The sequence below is a fragment of the Bartonella occidentalis genome, assembly GCF_037070875.1.
Taxonomy (GTDB): domain Bacteria; phylum Pseudomonadota; class Alphaproteobacteria; order Rhizobiales; family Rhizobiaceae; genus Bartonella.
In genome coordinates, this window is the sequence record NZ_JAYMZJ010000002.1 from 60,091 (window position 1) to 83,586 (window position 23,496).

15 protein-coding genes and 2 tRNA genes are annotated in these 23,496 nt (G+C 34.2%); 6 read left to right on the plus strand and 11 right to left on the minus strand.

The window, feature by feature from the left end; translation table 11 throughout:
• Window positions 1–571: 571 nt before the first annotated feature.
• From WCP78_RS03730 to WCP78_RS03740, 3 genes are all read right to left on the minus strand, one after another.
• A tRNA-Val gene (locus tag WCP78_RS03730) sits at window positions 572–646 on the minus strand.
• 99 nt (window positions 647–745) lie between these two features.
• Window positions 746–1,108 (minus strand): cell cycle two-component system response regulator CpdR, encoded by a 363-nt coding sequence (gene cpdR / locus WCP78_RS03735; protein WP_004858948.1) that lies wholly within the window; start codon window positions 1,106–1,108, stop codon window positions 746–748.
• A 573-nt stretch (window positions 1,109–1,681) separates the two neighbouring features.
• The gene (locus WCP78_RS03740) at window positions 1,682–2,599 is read right to left on the minus strand and encodes a serine aminopeptidase domain-containing protein (RefSeq protein ID WP_336279180.1); all 918 of its coding nucleotides are present in this window, start codon (window positions 2,597–2,599) and stop codon (window positions 1,682–1,684) included.
• 268 nt (window positions 2,600–2,867) lie between these two features.
• Between WCP78_RS03740 and WCP78_RS03745 the strand changes: the two genes are divergently transcribed.
• Window positions 2,868–3,365, plus strand: coding sequence for an Hsp20 family protein (locus WCP78_RS03745; protein WP_336279181.1), 498 nt, complete (start codon window positions 2,868–2,870; stop codon window positions 3,363–3,365).
• Window positions 3,366–3,570: 205 nt separating this feature from the next.
• On the opposite strand, the gene WCP78_RS03750 is transcribed toward WCP78_RS03745, so the two are convergent.
• Window positions 3,571–3,647: transfer RNA gene (locus WCP78_RS03750), tRNA-Pro, on the minus strand.
• A 617-nt stretch (window positions 3,648–4,264) separates the two neighbouring features.
• Here WCP78_RS03750 and WCP78_RS03755 point away from each other — a divergent pair.
• Complete coding sequence (locus tag WCP78_RS03755) at window positions 4,265–4,648, plus strand: iron-sulfur cluster assembly accessory protein (RefSeq protein WP_336279406.1); 384 nt, start codon at window positions 4,265–4,267, stop codon at window positions 4,646–4,648.
• Window positions 4,649–5,469: 821 nt separating this feature from the next.
• Here WCP78_RS03755 and WCP78_RS03760 read toward each other — a convergent pair.
• From WCP78_RS03760 to WCP78_RS03790, 7 genes are all read right to left on the minus strand, one after another.
• Window positions 5,470–6,399, minus strand: coding sequence for a lipid A biosynthesis lauroyl acyltransferase (locus WCP78_RS03760; protein ID WP_336279182.1), 930 nt, complete (start codon window positions 6,397–6,399; stop codon window positions 5,470–5,472).
• Window positions 6,400–6,405: 6 nt separating this feature from the next.
• Window positions 6,406–7,434, minus strand: a complete 1,029-nt coding sequence (locus WCP78_RS03765) for a zinc-binding dehydrogenase (RefSeq protein WP_336279183.1) — start codon at window positions 7,432–7,434, stop codon at window positions 6,406–6,408.
• 65 nt (window positions 7,435–7,499) lie between these two features.
• Window positions 7,500–8,774, minus strand: coding sequence for a beta-ketoacyl-ACP synthase (locus WCP78_RS03770; protein WP_336279184.1), 1,275 nt, complete (start codon window positions 8,772–8,774; stop codon window positions 7,500–7,502).
• Between the two features lie 14 nt (window positions 8,775–8,788).
• Window positions 8,789–9,964 (minus strand): beta-ketoacyl-ACP synthase, encoded by a 1,176-nt coding sequence (locus tag WCP78_RS03775; protein WP_336279185.1) that lies wholly within the window; start codon window positions 9,962–9,964, stop codon window positions 8,789–8,791.
• Window positions 9,965–9,973: 9 nt separating this feature from the next.
• Window positions 9,974–10,258: an acyl carrier protein gene (locus tag WCP78_RS03780; RefSeq protein WP_336279186.1), complete on the minus strand. Its 285-nt coding sequence runs from the start codon at window positions 10,256–10,258 to the stop codon at window positions 9,974–9,976.
• 179 nt (window positions 10,259–10,437) lie between these two features.
• On the minus strand, window positions 10,438–12,771 hold the full coding sequence (locus WCP78_RS03785; RefSeq protein WP_336279187.1) for an NADP-dependent malic enzyme: 2,334 nt from the start codon (window positions 12,769–12,771) through the stop codon (window positions 10,438–10,440).
• Between the two features lie 730 nt (window positions 12,772–13,501).
• Window positions 13,502–18,058: a hypothetical protein gene (locus WCP78_RS03790; RefSeq protein ID WP_336279188.1), complete on the minus strand. Its 4,557-nt coding sequence runs from the start codon at window positions 18,056–18,058 to the stop codon at window positions 13,502–13,504.
• A gap of 704 nt (window positions 18,059–18,762) precedes the next feature.
• Between WCP78_RS03790 and hfq the strand changes: the two genes are divergently transcribed.
• The 4 genes from hfq to WCP78_RS03810 all read left to right on the plus strand — a co-directional run bounded on the left by hfq (window position 18,763) and on the right by WCP78_RS03810 (window position 23,494).
• A complete protein-coding gene (gene hfq / locus WCP78_RS03795; RefSeq protein ID WP_336279189.1) occupies window positions 18,763–19,002 on the plus strand; it encodes an RNA chaperone Hfq in 240 nt (79 codons plus the stop codon).
• 53 nt (window positions 19,003–19,055) lie between these two features.
• Window positions 19,056–20,399 carry a GTPase HflX gene (gene hflX, locus WCP78_RS03800; RefSeq protein ID WP_336279190.1) on the plus strand — a complete coding sequence of 448 codons (1,344 nt, stop codon included), beginning with the start codon at window positions 19,056–19,058 and terminating at the stop codon, window positions 20,397–20,399.
• Window positions 20,400–20,511: 112 nt separating this feature from the next.
• Window positions 20,512–22,272: a hypothetical protein gene (locus WCP78_RS03805; RefSeq protein WP_336279407.1), complete on the plus strand. Its 1,761-nt coding sequence runs from the start codon at window positions 20,512–20,514 to the stop codon at window positions 22,270–22,272.
• Between the two features lie 145 nt (window positions 22,273–22,417).
• Window positions 22,418–23,494 (plus strand): COX15/CtaA family protein, encoded by a 1,077-nt coding sequence (locus tag WCP78_RS03810; RefSeq protein WP_336279191.1) that lies wholly within the window; start codon window positions 22,418–22,420, stop codon window positions 23,492–23,494.
• The last annotated feature ends 2 nt before the right edge of the window (window positions 23,495–23,496 follow it).

The window sequence follows — 23,496 nt, forward strand, 5'->3', positions numbered from 1 at the left end:
TACCAATAAAGTTCATTCAAGAATAAATGATTGATCATTTTATAAAAGTCTTAGCAATCTATTTTTATCACTTTTTTGGAAGCTATTTGTGTATCATTTATAATAGTAATAATGTTAAATTATGTAAAATAGAAACAAAAAATTAAAATATTATCTTGGTAGTTTACAATAATGATTAATAATATTTTGTGATATATAATATCATTATACTTTATTAAATAAAAATATAATAATTTAAATATTATATTATAAGTTTTTTATTTACAAATTTATAAATATTTTAGAAAAATTTATTAAGTTCTTTCTATATTTTATTTATTATTGATTTTTTATTAAGTAACAGGATAAATCAATAACAATAATAATTGTAATGGCATAATTTATAAATTAGTCTGGCTATTGATATATTCCAATAATACTTAGATAAATAAAAAATCGACTACTTTTATAGTAATTTTGTATGTATTTTATCGATGCAAGAGTCTGAAAATTTATTCTCGCATCTTTATGTTATTTCTTCTAATTTTTATTAAACCAATAAAATAAATTACTATGTATAATAAGAAAGGAATGGTGGGCGTGACAGGGATCGAACCTGTGACCCCTACGATGTCAACGTAGTGCTCTCCCGCTGAGCTACACGCCCATCCACTGATGTTGCATACACCATATAGCACCATAAACGTCAATGCCTAATTTAACTTTCTATTTAACTAAGCACTGATATTTTTGAAAAATATCTTTTTCAAGCAGCTATAAGTATTTTTTCTACCTCATTCACGAGTTCACGTAAGTGAAATGGTTTGGAAAGCACTTTTGCATCCGGAGGGGCATCACTATTTGAATTTAATGCAACTGCTGCAAAGCCCGTGATAAACATCACTCGTAGATCAGGGTCAATTTCAGTAGCGCGTCGTGCTAATTCAATCCCATCCATTTCCGGCATTACAATATCAGTAAGTAGAAGAGAAAATGGCTCTTCTTGCAAACGTTCATATGCGCTAGCACCATTATCAAAATCAGCTACTTCGTAGCCTGCACGTTCTAAAGCTTTTGCTAAAAAGCGGCGCATATCGTTATCATCTTCTGCGAGCAAGATTCTTTTCATGACTATGTTCCAATTGCTCCATTTTCAGAGTTTTTGCTACACCAATCTATACAATATAGAGTATTTATAAAAAAAGCGATAAAATGCTCATAATTAGAATGAATTGCAAAATGGTTAATTCTTGCGTATTTGTAGAGAATACAGGATATTAGTTTTAACTTAGTTAAATTCGAAATGTACGTGCTCTAAAAAATGGAAGGGGAGATGTAAATATTTTTAGATAGATTGATGGAAATTGGCACATGCTGTTTTACTTTTTTATGAGAATATTTACTTGAAGTATGATCAGCATGCTAAAATAAAAAGAGCATTATAGAAGTTCATGTTTTTTGAAAAATTATACGATAACTTATTGATTAAACATATTATTTTATTTATATGTTATAATCAATAATTAATTTATACTTATAATTAAAATTTATCATTTTAAAGTTATTATAATAGAGTTTATGAAGTTTATTGAAACAAGCTTTATATACATAAAGTTTGCTATTAAATAGAAAGTATAATTTTTCACTTTTAAAATTAAATAAGTTTTTAATGATATTGTTTATATAGACTTGTAAAGAGATGTTACATTATGGACTTATCATTAGGGATAAATGCATCAAATATAGCCCAAAATTGTTTTTTGTAATTCTCTTCGCGCATAACTGTGTCAAGTTCAGCACCCATAATTGTGATACTATCTGTCAAACGTGTGTGTTGGCACAATTGTCGCACTTCAATATTGTTCGCCATATTGTTTTGATTGGCAAGAATAAATAGTACTGGGATCTTTAACTGTTCATTTAGTATATTTTTTTTCATTATATCAATTGTGTTGAGTGCCGATGCCATCCACCGAGACGTTGGAGGGCAGATAAAAGGTGGAGAGGGTAGAGATGCTTTATTATTGCTCTTAAATTGCACATTTTTCTGTTTGAATTTTTTTCCTCCTTTAGCTGGTAAAAATCCAAGACCTATATCGGAAAGAAATTGTGTTAATTTATGTTGGAAGCCATTTGTTCTGTTCCCAAATGGAGCAAAAAGGGGTGAAACACAAAGTATTTTATTGAATTTCTCATTAATAATATCTAATCCGCTAAGAGCTATAAGCCCACCCATACCATAGGCTAACATAGAGTAGGGTGACGGATAATTAGGATAAATAACGTTTTGAAGAAATTCATTTAAGTCATTAATATCATTATTAATATCAAAATAATTATGTCGGCTCTTTTTCATTATATTGGGCTGTGATATTTCTCTACCAAACCAATCAAATATTGCTGTATGAAAACCGCGTTTAGAGATTTCATTCATTGGTAAGAAATATTCTTCTATAGCATTTGCATAGCTTTCGAGAATAACAATTGTTCCCCTAGACTTTTTTATTTCAGGATATGTTGTTGCAAAACGGATTTCGCGATTAGTAGCTATTTTAAAGTAACTGGTATGGATACTAAGAGGAGAAGAATCGCAATTCATAGGATAAACAGGTGTTTTCAATTTATATCCTTTATAGTGTATCTGGGCAATTTAATGAAAAGTGGGGATAGCAAGATATTCAATTAATGTCATGACGATGAATGGTTAAGAAACGATTTCATTGATTTTACGTGTTTTACGAATTTAAAAATAAAAGAGTTGAAATAGGAAAAAATGATTACCAAATAAATAGTGCGGTCGCCATGATGGGATCGCTTGTTCACGGGAAGTTTGCCATTTGGGAACTTTGTGAGTCAATAGAGAGTCGCTCTAAAGGAGGGCAAATATTATGCGTCAAGTAGATTTTTCACCGTTTTATCGTTCAACAGTAGGTTTTGATAGTCTTTTTAATTGGTTTGATTCCAGAACACAACCAGATGATGTCTCATCTTATCCTCCGTATAACATTGAACGTTTAACTGAGGATTCTTATAGGATTTCTATGGCTGTTGCTGGTTTTTCTCAGGATGAAATTGATATCGAAACACATTGCAATCAGCTAATTGTTAAAGGTGAAAGAGTGCCTGAAAGCGATAATGAGGAACGAGAATTTCTTTACCGAGGTATTGCTTCTCGTGCATTCGAACGGCGTTTTCATTTAGCTGATCACGTTAAGGTCATTGGAGCAGAACTTGGTGACGGTTTGCTACATATTCAGCTTAAAAGGGAAATGCCAGCTGAACTAAAACCTAGAAAGATAGTTGTACATGCGTCTCCATCTGCTGTAAAAAACGGTAAGGATCACATTATACATAATGTAAATTCAGAAGTTAAGCAAGCTGAATAATTATAAATTCTTTTTATAGATAAATGACGCGGGATGAAAGTCCCGCGTTTTCGTTCTTTTATTGAAAAGAAAGTTATTTTAATAATACGTCGATATAAAACTACACTGATGATACTGTGGCATATAAAAATTTTAGTGCATCACCTAATCGAATTATGATTTTGATTCAATTAGGTGATTCACTGTCTATTTTTAAGCACAGAAATGGTCGGAGCGGCGGGATTTGAACCCACGACCCCTTGACCCCCAGTCAAGTGCGCTACCAAGCTGCGCTACGCTCCGAGCTATGCAAAACGACTAAACGAGTGCTTATTTAAAGGCAAGCAAAAAATAAACATAGTAAAATCTGAAATATTTCTATTATTACAATGAGTTTATGAAAATCAAAGTAATGTTTTGTATATCAACATTTTTATTTATAAAAAGCGGAATTCTTAAACTATTAGCCTATTTTCAATTTTTATAGCTGTGATACGTGGATATTAAATTATTTCATTGGATTGCTAAGCAATGAGATAAAATTTTGATATGTTTATAAGAGTTAATTTTTTTGCTATTTAACTTTTCATGAAAGGGAATGTCCTTTTAGTATTTTTTGTTTATTATTAGAAATCTTAAAAGGTGAGTAATTTTATCTCACATAGTAAGTAATGGAGTACGGTGTTGAAGGGTTTTATCTGTTTTTATTGCTATGAAATGGGCTTTTACCCATTAATATGGCATATAAAATAGTAAAAAAATCTGAATAAAGATGCAGTCACAAATCTATTTTTAAAATATGATCTTTTTATTTCTACAAAAAATAATCAAAATATTTTATTATAATTTGCTGTTTCTTTTTAACACACCAGATAATAATTAGGTAACATTATAAAAATCTTGATAAAAAAGAGTAAATGATGGGTCGTTTTTCGATAATAAAGTTGACGGAAGTAGCAGTGGAGCGCGTTAAGGCTATTATGGATACAAAAAATGCGCGTGGTATCCTTCTTGGTATCAAGAAAGGTGGTTGTGCAGGTATGGAATATACAATTACTCTTGTAAAGGAAGAGATTCCAGATGCAGATGTTGTTGAAGTTAACGGTGCTCGAATTTTTATAGCACGTGATGCATTATTATTTTTATTAGGAACGCAGGTAGATTATGAAGTGACAACACTTCGATCCGGCTTTGTATTCAAAAATCCTAATCAAGTTTCAGCATGTGGATGCGGTGAGTCAGTAGAACTTCGCCCCGCTTCACAAAGAGAGTTAAACAAAACATATGAATCCAATTTATCTTAGTAAAATTATATTTCATCAATAGAGAATTTTCGTGCTTAATTAAATCTTAATATTTTTTATCTTGCTCTCTTAGTCTTGTTTAGAACATCTTTCATTTTATTTGAGGGAGCTTTTGAGAGTGATACACATCAATATTTTTTTCGATATAGGTGAAGTGATTTAGAAATTTTATATTTGTTTTTAAAAATACTCTCTGTTAGTTGATATTTAAGTGGTTTATAATGTTAAACAGGTAAAAAATTATCGAATTTTTTTTTATATTTTAAATTAAGATTATTATTCTGTATACCGTCTTTGAACTCATTGAGTTGTTTTTTGATTTTTACGCAAATTTTATGATTTTTATACCAATCAAAACCTATTTTAGCGGCTGCTTTTGTGAAATGCGTACTTTCTCGTTTTATAATTGAATCTATTTTATTTCTGCACCATTTTTTGTCAGTTAGTACATTATATTTTATGATATGTTTATATTTATTCTCTAAGGCTTCTTTTTTTCATTCCACAGTTTTAAAAACATAATGATAGCAAAGAATTATTTTAACAATAATTGGTCACGGTATCTTTCTCTTTAAAAATCTTTACTTCTTTCGCAATTTTAGCATGGTAAAAGACTTATAAAGAAGCTTATTAAGTTTTGTTTAAAATCCTATTCAACGGTATCCAGCAATATGTAAAATAAATTCCTTTTAGGAAGATAAAGGATAGTGTTTATTTACACTCTAAACAAACCATATAACAATTTCATAATAAGATCAGTGAAATCATTGATATTTTAAAATTCTAACCACATTATGCTTTTTATAAATGATCATAATATGCTAGCTGTCCCAACGTCTGTGCAACCACATCCACTGATCAGGATACTCACGTACCCAAGCTTCAACAATATCATTTAATTTCTGCGTAGAAGCAGCTATATCGATTTCATTTTTTTCATTAAGTGGAAGCTCTAGACGCTCATATAGTTCTAAACGATGACGTCCTCCAGACAAACGAATACAGCGCGCTGGGTAAATATCACAATTATATTGTCGAGCAAGCTTTATAATTAAGGGGTTTGTTTTAAGTGGCCTTTTAAAAAATGTTCCCCAAATACCACGACGAAACTTTTGGTCAACAAGTGCACCAACGTTTTTACCCTCGGCTAATTTAGCTGCTAATACCCAAGCTGAACCAGCCTTGGATGGAACAAGATGTCCCATAGAAGTTTGCCGAGCTTTAAGAACTTGTTTTGCAATATAAGGGTTATTGGGTGGTCTAAACAATACTGTAACATTAAGCCCAAAACTTTGTGCGCATATAGGAAGAAGTTCAAAATTTCCAGTGTGAGCTGTAAAAAAAATATGCGGTTTTTTTTCATTTCTTAATCGCTTGAATATTTCAGCACCGCTGACTTCAATAAGGCCTGGTTGGTCGGCATTAGGATCAAAGTCGAAAATTTTGTCAAGAAAAACATATTCGGCTAGAAGCCGTCCTATATTTTTCCACATTCCTATTGCGATTTTATGAAGTTCTGGCTCTGTTTTTTCTGGGTACGCAGCTCGAAGATTGGCAAGAGTAATTTGGTGACGATGCAAAAGAGGACCAAATGTTTTTGTTACCCAAGAAAAAAAAGAAATTCCAACTCTAGCAGGAAAACATTTTAGAATAAATAAACAACCAATTAGCAGATGTGCCCACAACCAATAAAATGAATTTTTAGCTATAACTTTAATACGATAGATAAAATTTTTAATATAAAACTTCATAATGATTTAATCAATTCTTAGAATAATTTTACCAAAAATATCACGGCTTTCCATTCGTTTTAAAGCTGTATCAATTTCATCGAATCCGATAATTGTATCAATAACGGGGTGTACGACTTTTTCTGCCATTTTTTGCATGGCGTTTTGCATATTTTCTATACGACAGCCAAATGAACCAAATATTTTAAGTTGCTGCTGAAACAATTGCATTAAATTTATAGGTGTAGAAACACCAGAGGTAGAACCACAAGTGACCAGACGCGCTCCTCGTTTCATACATAACATAGAACCACTCCATGTATCGACACCCACATGTTCAAAAACAACATCAACACCTTTTTTGTGAGTTAATTTGCGAACAACACCTTCAAAACGATCTTTGCGGTAATTAATAACATGATCTGCCCCAAGAGAGTGTGCTTTTTTGACTTTGTCATCGGAGCCTACAGTGGTAATTACGGTACATCCCATATGTTTTGCCAGTTGGATAGCAGCTGAGCCAATACCAGAACCACCGGCATGTATCAAAATTGTTTCTCCCATTTGTAATTTTGCATTATCAAAAAGCATATGTTCTACAGTGCCAAAAGTAATGGGAGCAACAGCTGCTTGTAGTTCATCACATTTATGAGGAGCTGGAACCAATAGACGTGCTGGCAAATTGACAAACTCACATGCAAATCCATCAAGATGAAAACCATAAACCCCCTTTACGTCGCTGCAAAGGTTGTCACGCCCTTCATTGCAAGCTTTACACAGCCCACAGGTCTGTGCACCATAAATAGAGACAATCTGCTTCAGTTGTAAATTGTGAACATCTCTCCCTAATTGAACAACCTCACCAGAGGCTTCTGCACCAATTATGATTGGCATTTTTCTTTTCGCAAAAGCCATGCCCCGCCATCCCCATACATCAATATGGTTAAGAGCAACAGCCTTTATACGCACTGTGACTTCATCAGGTTTTGGTGGTGGAGGTGGAGCAACATTGGTGATTTCAAGTTGGCGCTCATCTAATAATTGCAGTGCACGCATTCCCATTCCTTTTAAAATATATTGCTGTCATGTTAAGTACGGATAAAGTTTGATTATTAAAAGGATTATCCTTTATATGCTGTAATCACAAGACTAGTATTTTGACCGCCAAATCCAAATGAACTCGATAAAACTGTGTTGACACAGGCTTTACGGCTATAGTTAGGAACAACATCTAAAGGGATCGTAGGATCAGGATGATTATAATTGATTGTAGGGGGGATAATCCCCGATTGAATGGTTAAAAGTGAAAAGACAGCTTCTATGGCGCCTGCAGCAGTTAACGTGTGTCCAATCATTGATTTGTTAGAAGAAACTGGAATATTTTTTAAAATATCCCCAAAAACTGTTGATAATGCGAGGTATTCCATTTTTTCATTTTCAGGTGTTGAAGTTCCGTGCGCATTAATATAGTCAACCTCATTGATGGTTATTTTAGCATCATTTAAAGCTTTGCGAACAGATTCAATTGCTGGTGATGCATCAGGTTTTGAACGCGTACGATGAAAATCATCTGCTGTTTCTCCACAGCCTGCTAAGATTCCCAAAATGGTTGCATCACGATCTAATGCGCTTTGAAGGTTTTCAAGGACAAGAGCACCTGATCCTTCTGCCATAACAAAGCCATCTCGGTCACGGCTAAATGGTTTTGCTGCTTTTTCTGCGGGATCATTTTGAGTTGAAAGAGCAGATAATAAGGAAAAACGGATAAGAGATTCTGCCGATACTGAACCATCTGTAGCGATGGTGAGAGCACGATTTGTTTCTCCTCGTCTAATAGCTTCAACACCTAATTGAATCGCTGTTGCGCCAGACGCGCAAGCAGTTGAAAGTGTAACAGGGAGTCCTTTTGTTCCAAATTTTTTCTGAAGCTTTTCTGCAATTGCACCAAATTGCGTGGTTTCAAATAACGTACTATGGGGTTTGTTACTGCAGACGTCAAGAAGATTCTTATAAGAAGGTTCACCATTTAAAGCTCCATCTTGATCAAGAGTAAAACGTGCTTTCCATTCAAGCTCAACAGGAGGAGCCGCCAAAAATAATGGTCCATTAAAATTTGTTTTATCAAGCGCCGCTTGATCTAAAGCTTCTTCTGCTGCGAGCTCTGCTAGCTTTTCAGAAAGAATTGAAGCACCAAGCGTACTTTCTTTAAGAAAGTCAACTGTTCCAGCAATACGCGTATTTAATCCTTCAACAGGAAAGCGCGTTATTTCATGAATACCGCTAACACCACTTATTAATTTTTGCCAATTTTCATGCTTACCTTGTCCCAGTGATGTTACAACTCCTGCTCCAGTTATTGCTACAAGTGGATATCCAAAATGATCGTTATATTTCACTGTAAAAATTTCCCTTAAGCAGCAGTTAAGTGTACTATACCCTCAGCCCTTTTAATACCAATGGCAGTAGCGAATGCTTCATCTATTTCTTTAGAAAAAGGTTTTTCATGGACACTTAAGGCTGGAAAACTGCATTTTTTACTAACAGAAATAGCGGAAAGCGCAAGCGCTAAAGGAAATTGCGCTTCCCGCATATAACCAAATAATGTTGTAATACCGCGATAAAACATGTCTGCATCATCAAGAGCGCTTCGTTCTGCTTCTGTTACTCCATGAAAGCCAGAAGCAGCTGAGATGGTCAAGGCAGATTTAGCCTTTATTTTTTTCAACATGGTAGAAATTGATTTTTTAAGCGGAATTTTTGTTCTATCTGTTTGATCTGTAATGATTTTGCTAATTTTAGCGTAAACACGCGCGTTACGTTTTTTTGCGTGTTCCTCACTTTCAAGAACTAAAAAAACACCACCAGAGCCAGTTATAACACCACCACCTAGGCAGTTTTCCCGATCCCACACTGGCCTCCATCCACTGCGGGTTAAAAGACGTCCAAGTTCGTGTGCCAACAACATATCATAGCCTTGTGCATTGTAGGAGCTTCCCACCAATACATGTGTACTCTGTCCTGATCTAATACGAGCTGCAGCAATTTGAATAGCAGAAAGTCCGCTGCCTTCTTCTCCCATGAAAGTACGGGAAGACCCGGTTACTTTATGAACAATCGAAATATTTCCAGCTAAAAGATTTGAAAGTTGTGCAAGAAATAAGGTTGGACGAAGATCGGTTGAAAGAGCAGAATTTAATATGGAATCATGATCAGCTACTGAGCGTGCTTTAGAAAGAATTTGTGTATCAACATCAATATCACGTTCTCCCCCACCTGCTGCAACAATCATATCCATTGTAGATGTTAATTGCTCATTATTTTTCATTCCTGCATCATCAAGAGCAAGACCAGCGGCATAAACACCAAGACGCTGCCATGTTCCCATCTGCCGTTGATCACTTCGTTTGGGAATCTGCACATTCCAGTCTATTTCAGATAATTTATGAACAGTATAGGGAGAAAAAGTTATACAATCAAGATTTGGCGTGATTGCAGGGTCATTTAAAACATTCCAATGACAATCAACTCCTTCACCCAAAGAGCTTATAAGACCTATCCCAGTAATGAATACAGCTTGATCATACATAATAAAAAATTAATCAGCTTGTTTTAAGGCAATGAGTTCATCAATTTTTGCACAAAGATTCTTTAGAACAAAGTATTCTTCGGTTGCAACTGAGCCTTCATTAATATCTTGAGTCCATTGCTCTAGTGGAATTTTAATTCCAAAGGCTTTATCAATTGCAAAAACAATATCAAGAAAATCAAGGCTATCAATTCCCAAATCATCAATCGTATGGCTTTCAGATGTGATCATGTTGCGATCAATTTCGCTGATTTCTGCGATAATATCAGCAACTTTATCAAACGTAGAGGACAATGTATAATTCCTTATCTTTATTAATTATGGTTATAAATTTAAAATACACCTTGATATTATTCTTTTAGCCTTTTTTCCCTTAAAAAAAAAGACTTAATATGGAATATAGTTGTATTTTAAATGTGACAAATATTAGTTTACATTATGGGATAATCCGCTTTAAAATTTTTAAAGCAGATTTATTTACTTTTATTTTCTTTAATTGCAATTTTTTTTCTATTTGCAGCAAGTACTGCAAGAGCTGTCATATTGACAATGCCCCGAGAAGTTACGGAAGGCGTTAATATATGCACGGGATGTGCGGCTCCAATCAAGATAGGACCGACATGAAGCGCATTAGTTAGATCTTTAATAAGGTTAAGTGCAATATTAGCAGCATCGAGTGTTGGAAAGACGAGTAAGTTAGCTTCACCTTTTAGGCGTGAATTAGGAAAAACACGATTACGAAAAGTTTCAGAAAGAGCAGCATCACCATGCATTTCTCCATCAGCTTCCAAATCTGGATATAATTTGGCGAGAATTTCAGTTGCACGACGCATTTTTTGTGCACTTTTCGTGTTTTTTGAGCCAAAGTTTGAATGTGATAATAATGCTGCTTTTGGTGTTATACCAAATGCTTTAATTTCTTGCGCTGCTAAGACTGTCATTTCTGCTATTTCTTCTGCAGAAGGATCTTCATTAACGTAAGTATCTGTGAAAAAAAGAGTCCGGTGTGGAGAAATAAGCAAACTAACAGAAGAAAAATGACTAATCTTAGGATCGAGGCCAATAATTTGTTCAATCAGTTCAAAATGACGCTCATAACGCCCTTCTAAGCCGCAAATCATTGCATCAGCTTCTTTACGCATTATTGCAAGGGCCGCAATAGCTGTCGTTGAAGTTCTCACGATTGTTTTTGCTACGTCAGGTGAAACGCCATGTCTTCCTGTATAATGAAGAAATAAATTAACATAATCACGAAAACGTGGATCATTTTCTGGATTTGTAAGTTCGAAATCTACACCAGGGCGAATTCTTAAACCGAAGCGTTTTAATCTTGCTTCTACTACATGTGGACGACCAATGAGGAGAGGAACTGCTGTTTGTTCTTCAATAACAACTTGTGCTGCACGAAGTACGCGTTCATCTTCACCATTTGCATAAATTACACGTTTGCGTTTTGCTGTTTTTGCTACTGCAAAAATGGGTTTCATCGTTAAACCAGAGCGGAACACAAATCTAGTAAGGGTATCGTAATATGCCTCCATATCTTTAATAGGCCTAATTGCTACACCAGTTTCCATTGCTGCTTTAGCAACAGCAGGAGCGATCCTTAGTATTAAGCGTGGATCAAAGGGGGAGGGGATAAGGTGCTCTGGTCCAAAATTGGATGGTTCTTTTGAGTATGCACGTGCAGCAATATCTGAAGATTCTTCACGGGCAAGAGCGGAAATGGCATAAACTGCGGCCATTTTCATTTCTTCATTGATTGCAGTAGCACTGACGTCTAATGCACCTCGAAAGATATAAGGAAAACAAAGAACATTATTAACCTGATTCGGGTAATCAGAGCGTCCTGTGCAGATCATCGCATCTGGTCGCACAGAACGCGCTTCTTCTGGCATAATCTCCGGTATTGGATTAGCAAGCGCTAAAATTAATGGATTTGGAGCCATTTTTTTTAAATACTCAGGTTTTAAAACACCGCCTGCTGAAACACCTAAAAAGATATCCGCATTATCAATAATATCGGATAAAGTTCGTGCATCAGTTTTTTGTGCGTAAGTGATTTTCCAACGATCCATAAGCACTTTACGCCCTTCATAAACAACTCCCTCTAAATCACTAAGCCAAATATTTTCAGCTTTTGCTCCAAGACGAACCAAAAGATTAATGCAAGCTAAAGCCGCAGCTCCTGCACCTGAGGTAACTATTTTTGCATTTTCAATTTTTTTCCCAGCAAGATTTAACGCATTTAGTACAGCTGCAGAAACAATAATGGCCGTTCCATGTTGATCATCATGGAAAACTGGAATATTCATCTTAGCGCGAAGTTGTTCTTCAATTTCGAAACATTCAGGAGCCTTAATATCTTCAAGGTTAATACCACCAAATGTAGGTTCTAAGGCAGATATAGTTTCTACCATTTTCTCAATATTTTGTGCGTCAATTTCAATATCAAAAACATCAATATTCGCAAATTTTTTGAATAAAACAGCTTTCCCTTCCATGACCGGCTTTGAGGCAAGCGGACCAATATTTCCTAATCCAAGAACAGCGCTACCATTTGATATAACAGCTACTAAATTGGCACGAGACGTATATTGGGCGGCAAGATTGGGATTTTTATGAATTTCAAGACATGGTGTAGCAACACCCGGGGAATAAGCAAGAGCTAAGTCACGCTGATTATCGAGAGGTGTTGTTGCTTGGATTTCTAATTTTCCGGGTTTGGGATGCTGATGATAAAAAAGTGCTGCACTCTCAAATTCAGTTTTTTGTGAACTGAAATTATTCTTTTGTTCTGTAGACATTTTTACGAAATCCAAGTTAGTATACGTTTATTAAGGTAATGTGTCATCTATGGTGATGTTTTATTTATTGATAGATTATGGTTATTTAAAATACAAAAATGTACATGCATTAAAAAAGCTTCCTAGAATATAGAAATAGTTTTACGACCATTCTATTTATACTATCTAATAATATATTTATACCAGAACTATTATTTTATTTATTTAGCACAAATTTTTAAAAATCAGTCAATATTAAAATTTTACTGATAACTATCTTGTCAAACAATTATTTTGTATGATTATGAACAATGGTATGAAAAGATAATTATATTTAATTACTTATAATATATATTAATTGTAAAGATAGTTTTAGTTATTATTTTATACAATAAATTCTTTATAATTAAATATAGAATAAAATTAGTATTAGTAAAATGAAGAATGTATTTATATAGGGGAATTAAGTTAATTTTATTTACAATCAATAAAGTGAATCTTTATATTTTGATATGAAATAGAATAAAAGTAGCGCATAGAGAGCAACACTTCTTACATAAACTAACATATTATTTGATGATTGACCATTATTATTTTAAATATGATTACTTAATAATATAAATACTCGATTTATTCAATCTCAAGATACACTATACATAGACATAGTTACCTTGAACTATGTTGATAATTTTAATGATGAATACAAACGAATAAAGTGGAAAATGATCTCTTTTCCACTTTATGTATTATTTTACTGAATGCGTCCACTGGCATGAGCAAGCATGGTATAAACTTTTCCAGTATCTGATGTTAGATATTTTCGAACTGAGCGGGAATCTCCAGAGTTACGAGATACGTCGCGTAATAATTTTTCAAAATCTGCAATATATTGATTGACTGAGTGCTTAAAATTGACATCATTTATATAATTTTTCTTAATTGTTTCAAATATTGCTTTCCCATTTAAAGTATAAAGACGTTCTGGAATAATATTTATTTGTTCACGTCGATAATGATTCCACAAATCAACAATGGCATTATGATTAATGGCTCGCAATATACCAGTTGCCAATGAATTAAGAGATCCATTGGTAGGCTGAGGTTTTGTTTTTAGTGGAGAAAAAACAGGCTCAGCACTTGTTTCTTCATGCAGCCCTTCTTCATAAGAGGCTCTTTTCAGAAGGTTTGAAACCCACTTATTTTGTCTTTTTTTGCCTTGTTCCTGTTGAAAAATTGGCTTAGGTGGCACTATCTTTTTTATAGGCTCAGGAGAGGTGCTGCGATCCTTACTAGGTATTGATTCCGTAGAGGTGTTTGAAATTAATTGATCTTTTTCAATCTTTTTACCATCTTGTTGTATAACATTTGTTAAATCTTGTAATGCTGTAATTTGTTCATTTAAAGCAGAGCGAATTGTTTGGGTTGTTTCTTTTGTTTTTTCTGGCAGTCTTTGCACACTGTCATTAATATCGCTACTAATTTTTGAGATTTCTGAACGAATTTCATCAGCCGAACGACGTATATTTTCTGCTGCTCCTGAAAAGCGTGTTGAAGCTTCGTTAATAAGTTGATTAAGAGACTGTTGAAGCGAATATGTAGAATTACGCGCGTGTTCGTCGGTACGTTCAAATGCTGAATTAAGAACATTTTCATAATGTTCAATTAATTGGTGGATTTCTCCTGACTTTGAAACAAGAGCACTGCTTAAAGCGGAAAGAGCATTATATTTTTCTTCAAGTGTTATATTAAGCGTATTTTCAGACTGTTCAAGGATATGAATAGTTTTAGAAAGTGTGTCAACATGTTTCCCAAAATTGCTTGTTATATGACTGATTTGTTCAAATGTATTTTGTGAAAATCCTTGCAAAATATCAATGTTGTTATTAATTTTCTGACCTGAAGCCGATAAATGCTCTATTACTTGATTAGTCTTGCGGAAAAAGTTGTTCGTAGTCTCACTAAACTGACCGTCGATATTTTGAACTGCTGATATCAAAACATTACTATTTTCATGAATATTATAAATTGAGCGATTCAGTTGTTCAAGAACAGATGAGACATTATTAATAAGGTCTTCCTTTATAGCTGTAACAGTTTGAACAGTTTCAGAACTGGTTTGTGTCAGGGTATTCACTAAAGATTCATTCTGCACATAAAATCTTTGTTCAGCATCTTGTGTTGAGATAGAAAGTTGCTCACTAACATGCTGTGTTAAATTGCTAATTGATTCTGTTGTGTTTTTTGCAGCTTGATTTAAATGACTTGTCAATTCTGTAAGTTTTTCAATATGCCCTGAAAGGTGAGTAGCTGTCTGATTTTGGGCTTCTTCTAAACGATTGCTTACATCAGAAAGTTGATATCCTAGGTTATTTTTAAAATTTTGCATAGAATGATGAAGAACATTACAGCGTTCATTGAGTACTTGCTCAATCGCCGTTGTTGAAGTATGAACTGTTTCATTTAATAATGTTTGTGCATTATGGCTTGCTACAGTGAAAGCTTCCACAGTCTGAGCCATTTGCTTAGACAAAACAGAAGAAACTTTTTCACTAGTATCATAAACTGTTTGTTTAACATTGGACACAATACGATTGCCAGATTCTGCAATAATATTTTCTGCTTTTGCCGCAACGTTAGAAACAGATGAGATTAACTGCTCTCCCGTAGAAGAAAGAGTATCAGAGGCTTTTATAATTTTATTATGTAAATTTCCTGTGATTGTATTAACGGAATCCTCCAATGTTAAGCGTATATTATCGACACTGGTTGATAATGCTTGCTGAACTGCCTGGCTTTGTTCATTATTAAAAGTGATAGATTTTTGTAATGTATCAGAGCGTTCTTCGAGAACAGATTTTTGCATCTCGATGGTTTCACATACTTGCCCAAATTTTTGGGATATCGTATCTTCTAGCATGGCTGCACATTCGAAAATTTTGCGTGCTCGAATTTCTAAATTTTCGTCAAATGATCCCATATGGGTCTCAAGAGCTTCAAAGAATATACTATTGGATTGAGAGAGAGTCTGCTTGATAAATTCAGCATGATTTTCAATATTTTTGATATGGCTTTGAACAGTTTCAGTAATGCTCGTATTATTGGCAAGAATTGCTTTTTCAACAAAATTTATCTGTTTCTTTAAGGCTACATCAACACTTATATCGCTTTTTTCAATGAGATCATGGATTGTTTGCATTCGTTGTTCGAGGGTACGTGTTTGATCCGCAAGAACTTCGTTAAGAGAAAAACTATTAATGGCTAAAGAATCGCGTAAAGCATCAGCACGTATATCAATATTTCTAGCTTGTGCATTTAAAGCGTCTGTAGTGACATTGCAGCTTTGTGCAACGACTTCTTGAAGTTTTTCTGCACACCGAACTATATTTGTAACATGTTTTTCAGTATGTTGGTCAACTGTTTGAGCATTGTTAATCAAAACATTTTCAATATTTGAAGTGTTTTGAATCAAAGAATCAATCTGATCTTTAAATATACCAGCGATTTTATTCTTTTCTTCATCGAGCATGTTCGCCATTATATCTCTTTGATCTGAAAGCTGTAATTTAAAATCGTTTGATCGATCGTGTATTATATCAACTATTATATTATCGATATTTTGAATTTCTTCTCTGATAGTTTCTTTACTTTTGTTGATTGCAGAAAGGATATTGTTGTGTCCGCTTGTAAATACATCGGCAATACCAGCTGCTCTTTCTTTGAGGCTTACATCAATTTGTGAAGCACGAGCCTCTAAAGAATCACTAATCTTTTCAGCACTTTCTTCTAGAGCGTGGCTACGAGCAATGAAAGATTCAATTATAGAATCACTGTGTTTTTTAAGAGAAAGATCAACAGTCGCCAAACGATTTTCAAAAGCTTCGATAGCTTCTGAAGTTATGTTATCAAATTTTAATGAGAGTTTACCTGCTTGCTCGTCAAGCTGCACAATTTTCTCATCAAAACCTTGTAAAGATTGATTATTACGATCAATAATGGTTTCATCTAGTACTCTGAATTTTTTATCAACATTGTCTAGAGCTTGATCTGTTGCAGCCTGTATGTGCGTTGCAATTTGAGCAATATGCGTTTCAGCTTTAGCGGTTGTGTCATTAAATATTTTCTCTATTCGTTTTTCATTATTATCGAAACGTTCTGAGAAATTATCAAAGTTTTTTCCTAATTCATGGAAAAATTCTGTATTTCTTTGCTGAATCTGGGTTGTAGTTTCGTTAAATTTTTCAAGGAGCTGATTTGTTACGCCATCACCTGCATAAGAGAGCTTTGTGATAAAGTCTTCCCCTTGTTTTTGTAAAGTTTGGGAAAGAGTTTGTGCAAGTTTTTCAACATTGGTTACAACGTTAGAAGTAACTAAACCAAATTCATCATTAAGCTGTTCTTGTGTTCCCTTAATGACCGACTGAACGCGATCGGCATGGTTTAAGATAGCAATACGTTCATTGCTCAATTCCTTTATTAATGCGTGAATGCGCGATTCATTTTCGGCGTAAGCTTGTTCTAGATTATGAACTTCTCCTTGTATGATAGCTTCAAGTTCAACAGCACGTCCAAGGGTACGTTCAATTCCCTTGTTCATTGCAGCAACTTCCTCACGAATAGTTTTCCCTATAGCAACAGCTTGTTTTTCAGATATATGCTGTGGCTCACTGAGGCGTTGTGCTGCATTTGCCATGAGGATAGCAATATTATGCAATTCACTAGAGCGTTTTGTTAATTGAGCAAATCCCCAAGACATAAGAGTAGGAATAGCTGTTGCTGCTGCTACCGCCAATCCAGTAGGAGATGTAAAAAAAGCAGAGATATCCGATAAAGAGGTTAGACCAGCAGGTGCTAATTTATGAGCAATAAAAACACCTCCCATTGTCCATAAAGCACTGAGTGCTGTTGTGCTCCAATAGAGCCGAGAAAAAGATTTCCGCTTTAGTAAGCTTAAAGGAGCTGTTGCATCATCATTTGCAGGAAAAGGTTGTGCAGATAACAATGTATCATGCACGGTTCCACCTGAAAGTTCATGGGAAGGTTTCTGAGAAAAAAGCTGCTCAACAACTGATTCGTCAATAACAGCGTTATCATGAACAGTAGAGGGGAGAGCTGAAGAGCTGTTTTCAGAAAAAAATTCTTCTTCTGCTGTTGTGATTTTTTGAACCAAATCATCCACATTAACAACATTCTTAGAATCATTTGATGATACTACATCAGTCGTTGTGTTATTAAAATCAAAGTCCATAGCTTTTGTTAAAGCTTCTTCAACTTCAATTTCAAATGTCTGTGATTTGGTTCTGCGTGCCATACTCGCCTCGTACTCTACAAACGGAAAAGGATATGTCTTCCTTTAGATATTTCCGCATACTAACCGTTAATTATTTAGAAAGGAATATGTTCAAGGTAAATTTTTCAAAACTTATCAAGATAAAGTTAACGCGCATTTTTTTCTTTATGCAAAAATGATAAAAAATAAAATAAAAACAATATAGTAAGCTATTTTATCAAAATAAAAATGCTGTTTACAACTGCAGTTGATTGCAGATAAGAAACTTAAATATACCTGATTACAGAGATATTATGGAAAATTTTAGTTGTACACGGCATTATAAAACCTCTTTCGTGTGCAAGTCATTTATGCACAATCTTTATCATTTCTTGTATCAGTTAAACCGATGAATCATATCTTAATCCCATCAATCTTTATGAGAGTAATTAAAGAAATTTTCTATTTGTTCTCCCTTAAAATATTAATATTTTTTTCTATTTAAAAATGTATTGTGCATGCTTTATACTAATATCTTTGGCAATATAAAGACCGATAGTGAGCTTTTCATATTTGGTAATTGATCTTATCATTGCAATGCTCATTGCTTCAAATAACGACTTTTTTCTTAATATTAGAAGGTATTTTTCTAAATTTTAGTGCTACTACGTTGACAATTTGGTATTTTTCAGTCGATATGCATGCACGAATATTTTATGCAATTCGAAAAAAAAGGTGCAAGAATAATGGCAGAACGACCGCAACACCTGCAAGATGTATTTTTGAATACACTTCGCAAGCAAAAAATTTCCCTTACAATTTTTCTTGTGAATGGTGTAAAGTTGACAGGTATCGTTACGTCATTTGACAACTTTTGTGTCCTTTTGCGTCGTGATGGACACGTGCAGTTGGTCTATAAACACGCCATCTCTACGATCATGCCTGGACAACCCGTACAAATGTTTGAAAGTGAAGACCAAGAATAAAAACCACCTTATGATATATCTATTACTCTTTTTAAGGTACTATGTCAATTACCATGATAGATGAAAATGGGAAAGAACAGGAGAGTTTTTTACAGGTCAAAGAACGAGTGCGTGCTGTTGTTTTGGTGCCGATTTACCATGAAAACAAAAGTGAAAAGATTTTACACAAGTGCTCAGTCTCTTCTCGGGTTCAAGAAGCATTAGGTCTGGTACGTGCTATAAGATTAGAAGTTGTTCATTATGAAATAGTTAATATTGTTACGCCGCGTCCTGCAACGTTATTTGGAACAGGAAAGGTGGACACGCTGGCTCATTATGTTTATGAACATCATGTTGGACTTGTGGTTGTCGATGCTTTTTTAACTCCAATACAACAACGTAATTTGGAAAAACTCTGGAACTGTAAAGTTATCGATAGAACAGCTTTGATTCTTGAAATTTTTGGGGATCGTGCGCAAACAAAAGAAGGGGTTTTGCAGGTTGAATTAGCGCATTTATCTTACCAAAAAAGTAGGCTTGTTCGTAGTTGGACGCACTTGGAAAGGCAACGTGGAGGTCGCGGTTTTTTAGGGGGACCTGGTGAAACTCAGATTGAAGCCGATAGGCGTATTTTACAAGATAAAATTCTTCATATTCGCCGCGAGTTGGAAACAGTTGTTAAAACTCGTGCTCTCCATAGAGCGAAAAGAAAAAAAACATCTCATCCTGTTGTTGCTTTGGTAGGCTATACTAATACGGGAAAGTCAACTCTTTTTAACCGTTTAAGCGGTGCTAATGTATTAACAAAGGATATGTTATTCGCAACGCTTGATCCAACTTTACGCAAAGTCATTCTTCCTCACGGAAAAACTATTCTTTTATCTGATACAGTAGGTTTTATTTCTAATTTACCAACACATTTGATCGCAGCTTTTAAAGCAACCCTTGAGGAAGTAGTTGAAGCCGATTTAATTCTTCATGTGAGGGATATATCAGATCTTGATCATCGTGCTCATGCTCAAAATGTTTTAGAAGTGCTTTCAAGTCTTGGTATAGATATTAATGACACCGAGCGTATTATGGAAGTTTGGAATAAGATCGACAAACTTGACGAGTATACATTAAATATTTTGCAAACAAGTTCAAAAACACTATTAAATCCTACTTTAACGGTATCAGCACTTACTAGAAAAGGGTTGAACCAACTATTAATAGAAATTGAAAGGCGAATTTTTGGAGAAACGCAAAGCGTTGAATATATTTTAAAACCTGATGAAATGTCGCTTATTAATTGGTTTTACAAAAACTCTAGTGAAGTTATTCAGAAAGGCCATGAAGATGGCTCTATTACCGTTAAAGCAGTGCTTACTTCTGAAGCGAAAAAACAATTAGAACATATTAAACAAAATATAAATTAAAGATTCTTTAAAAATATTTTTCTTATTTCAAAACAATATGATTAAAAATTAATAGTATAGTTACCACTTTTTTTTAATAAAAGTGTAAAGTATTTTGTTGGTTGAAATAAAGATGAATTTAAAATTCGATAAGAACCTTTTGGTACGTGTAGTATTGCGAAGTATTTGTATTGTTTTTACATTAGCAATATTATGTACAATTTTGATTTGTTCATATTATTTTATTCAGCCACGAGCTTATCGAGCAACTTTAACATTTTCGATATCTGATTCTATGGGAAAATCGTTGCCAATTTGTGAACAAAACAACGATGTTGCATTTCTAGCTTTACAGCCCATAGTTTTAAATTATTCAAGATTTCAGAATTTTTTCTCAGACGGTTTCTATAAAAAAGATACCCATGAAAATATCCATTTATTCCGTAATGGTAATTTAATCAATCTGACATTTGAAGCTTCAACTGCTGAAGCTGCTCAATACGGATTAAAAACCTGGTTTTCTGCATTTTCAGAGATAATTATCAAACAGAACCAAAAAACATCATTACCAAAACAACAACTTTACCAACAATATGATAATACCGTTGCACTAAATAATATAGTGCAAGAGTTTAGGTCATCGATTGATTCTTTCATTCGACACAATGCAAAACAAACAGAGCTTAATGACCTTTATGTACAGCTAACTGAAGCAACTTTAAAGCGTATCCATTTAATGAGTCAGAACTCAACTATTCAAAGGATGCAGGAAAATGGGCAGTCTTTATTGTCGTTATCATTTATTGCAAATAATTCAGCAATTGTTGCATTAGAATCAAAACGTGATCTTTTAGAAACACAGAAAGCGCATATGGCTGCACAATTGGGTTGGGATCACCCTCAAATCAAAGCGATGATTGCAGAATCAGAAGAGCTTTCTCATCAATTGGAAAATAAAACTTTGCAAATAGCCAATCAAATTCATTTAGATGAGATTATTGCAAGGGATTTTGAGGAAAATTTAAGAAAAAAAATTAGTCTTTTTGGAAAGGATCAAACTCAATCCTTGAGTAAAATATTTAATCAGTTAGAAAGTAAAATAAAAAAGATCACTACACAGAATAAAGTCGTAAGTGAATTTTCTCCATTACAGAATGTAAATATACATGTGATTATTCCAGCAACAATAGTACCAGTTTCCCTTATGACGCTTTACGGAAAAAGTATTGTAGCTAGTATGCTTGGTCTAATGATTCTTTTAGGAGGCTTTTTACTATTCAAACAATGTTTTAAAACAAAAAACAATCAACTCAAAAAGGCGGACTTAAAAACAAGTCGAAATGTTTTTTTATCTGAGAAAGTAAAAGAACTCGAAACTTTTATTACAATGGAAGAGTTATCTGATTTTTTGAAGCGGCGTGCTTCAACAGTTATCTCGATAATTGGATCAGAGGCTGCACGCACAGCGGCAAAATTATCCCTTCATCTTACAAAAGAACATAAAACAATTTTGTTAGTGGATATTTCTGGTCAACAAATAAAGAAGGTGATTGGTCCACATCGAGGGTTGAGTGATATTTTGACAGGAAATGCGCAGCTCCAGGATGTTATCTACCGTGATTATGATACGGGAGTTGATATCCTTCCTCAAGGGTTAACAAGTCCGGCTTATGCGCAAAATTTTTCAAATAATATTCCCAACATACTACAAGAATTTAAAAAAGAGTACAATTTTATCATTTTAGAAATAGCGAGTGAACCTCAATATGGATTTGAACAATTCGCAGAGCTAACAGATTATTATATCTGCAATGCTGCTCTTAATGAACAAAATTGGATAATGAACATGATAAGCAAATTCCCTAAAACTATTTACCGAGTCGTTGCATCTTAAAAATTGCAAAGTATGAAATGCTCATTGCATGTGATAGATAACATGATTATCATTTGCTAAATGATATTGTTGATTGAAATAGATAAGATTGAATGTTTAAATTCAGAGATTATTTGTAGTTGAAGGTAGATGTGGGGGATCGAAGATGACAGTAAAAAGATTAAATAATCTTGTTTCGATACCGTTGCAAAAAAGATATCGGAAACAGATTCAGGTATGGCTTGATTCTATTTTATTTCTGTGTTTAGCCATTGTTTTAGTGGGGGGAGCTACTCGTCTAACGGGATCAGGGCTATCGATAACGGAATGGAAGCCAATTCACGGTGTTATTCCACCTATGGGTGTAGATCAATGGCAAGAAGAGTTTTTGAAATACCAACAGATAGCACAATATAAACTACTTAATCACGATATGACATTAAGTGCATTTAAAGAAATTTTTTGGTGGGAGTGGGGGCATCGGATTCTTGGACGCATAGTTGGTCTTGTGGCTTTTTTAGGTTTAATTTGGTTTTGGGCAACAAAACGTATTGAAAAAAATATTTTGCTTCAACTCATTATTGTGCCAGTTCTTATCGCCATTCAAGGTGTTATTGGTTGGTGGATGGTGGCTTCAGGTATTGGAGAGAGTAATCTGACAAGTGTGAGTCAGTATCGTTTAGCATTTCATCTTATCACAGCGTGCTTTGTTATCATTTTTGTTACTTATTTATCTCGAGGATTTGCAGAATATTCAGAAAAACCAGCAAATAAAATAATTCAACATTTTTCTGGTTGGCTTGTTATTTTTATTTTGGTTGAGATTTACCTGGGTGCTTTAGTTGCAGGGCTTCATGCGGGTAGAGTTTATAATACATGGCCATTTATGGATGGTCAAATCATCCCTGATGGATTATTAAATCATAATCCCATTTGGCTGAATTTATTTGAAAATCCGTTGACAGTTCAGTTTATTCACCGTTTTTTTGCATATTTTTTATTCATTATAGTTGTTATTCACGCTTTGTATGTGCAAAAGAGTGTTCCACACTCAACACATGCACGTCGTGCATTTTTAATGTGCGCTCTGATAGTTGCTCAGGCATTTTTGGGAATTATTACATTATTAAATGAAGTTCCAATAATCCTTGGATTGATTCATCAAAGTGTTGCGCTAGCGATACTATGTTTTTCTGTTGCTCATTGGCGGGCAACAAAAGGAGCATATCCTGTTATTGAATGAGA

Excerpts from the sequence above, each read along its gene's own strand:
- cpdR (WP_004858948.1), bottom strand. The coding sequence starts at position 1,108 with ATGAAAAGAATCTTGCTCGCAGAAGATGATAACGATATGCGCCGCTTT.
- WCP78_RS03745 (WP_336279181.1), top strand. The coding sequence starts at position 2,868 with ATGCGTCAAGTAGATTTTTCACCGTTTTATCGTTCAACAGTAGGTTTT.
- WCP78_RS03755 (WP_336279406.1), top strand. The coding sequence starts at position 4,265 with ATGGGTCGTTTTTCGATAATAAAGTTGACGGAAGTAGCAGTGGAGCGC.
- WCP78_RS03760 (WP_336279182.1), bottom strand. The coding sequence starts at position 6,399 with ATGAAGTTTTATATTAAAAATTTTATCTATCGTATTAAAGTTATAGCT.
- WCP78_RS03765 (WP_336279183.1), bottom strand. The coding sequence starts at position 7,434 with ATGCGTGCACTGCAATTATTAGATGAGCGCCAACTTGAAATCACCAAT.
- WCP78_RS03775 (WP_336279185.1), bottom strand. The coding sequence starts at position 9,964 with ATGTATGATCAAGCTGTATTCATTACTGGGATAGGTCTTATAAGCTCT.
- WCP78_RS03785 (WP_336279187.1), bottom strand. The coding sequence starts at position 12,771 with ATGTCTACAGAACAAAAGAATAATTTCAGTTCACAAAAAACTGAATTT.
- WCP78_RS03790 (WP_336279188.1), bottom strand. The coding sequence starts at position 18,058 with ATGGCACGCAGAACCAAATCACAGACATTTGAAATTGAAGTTGAAGAA.
- hfq (WP_336279189.1), top strand. The coding sequence starts at position 18,763 with ATGGCAGAACGACCGCAACACCTGCAAGATGTATTTTTGAATACACTT.
- hflX (WP_336279190.1), top strand. The coding sequence starts at position 19,056 with ATGATAGATGAAAATGGGAAAGAACAGGAGAGTTTTTTACAGGTCAAA.
- WCP78_RS03805 (WP_336279407.1), top strand. The coding sequence starts at position 20,512 with ATGAATTTAAAATTCGATAAGAACCTTTTGGTACGTGTAGTATTGCGA.
- WCP78_RS03810 (WP_336279191.1), top strand. The coding sequence starts at position 22,418 with ATGACAGTAAAAAGATTAAATAATCTTGTTTCGATACCGTTGCAAAAA.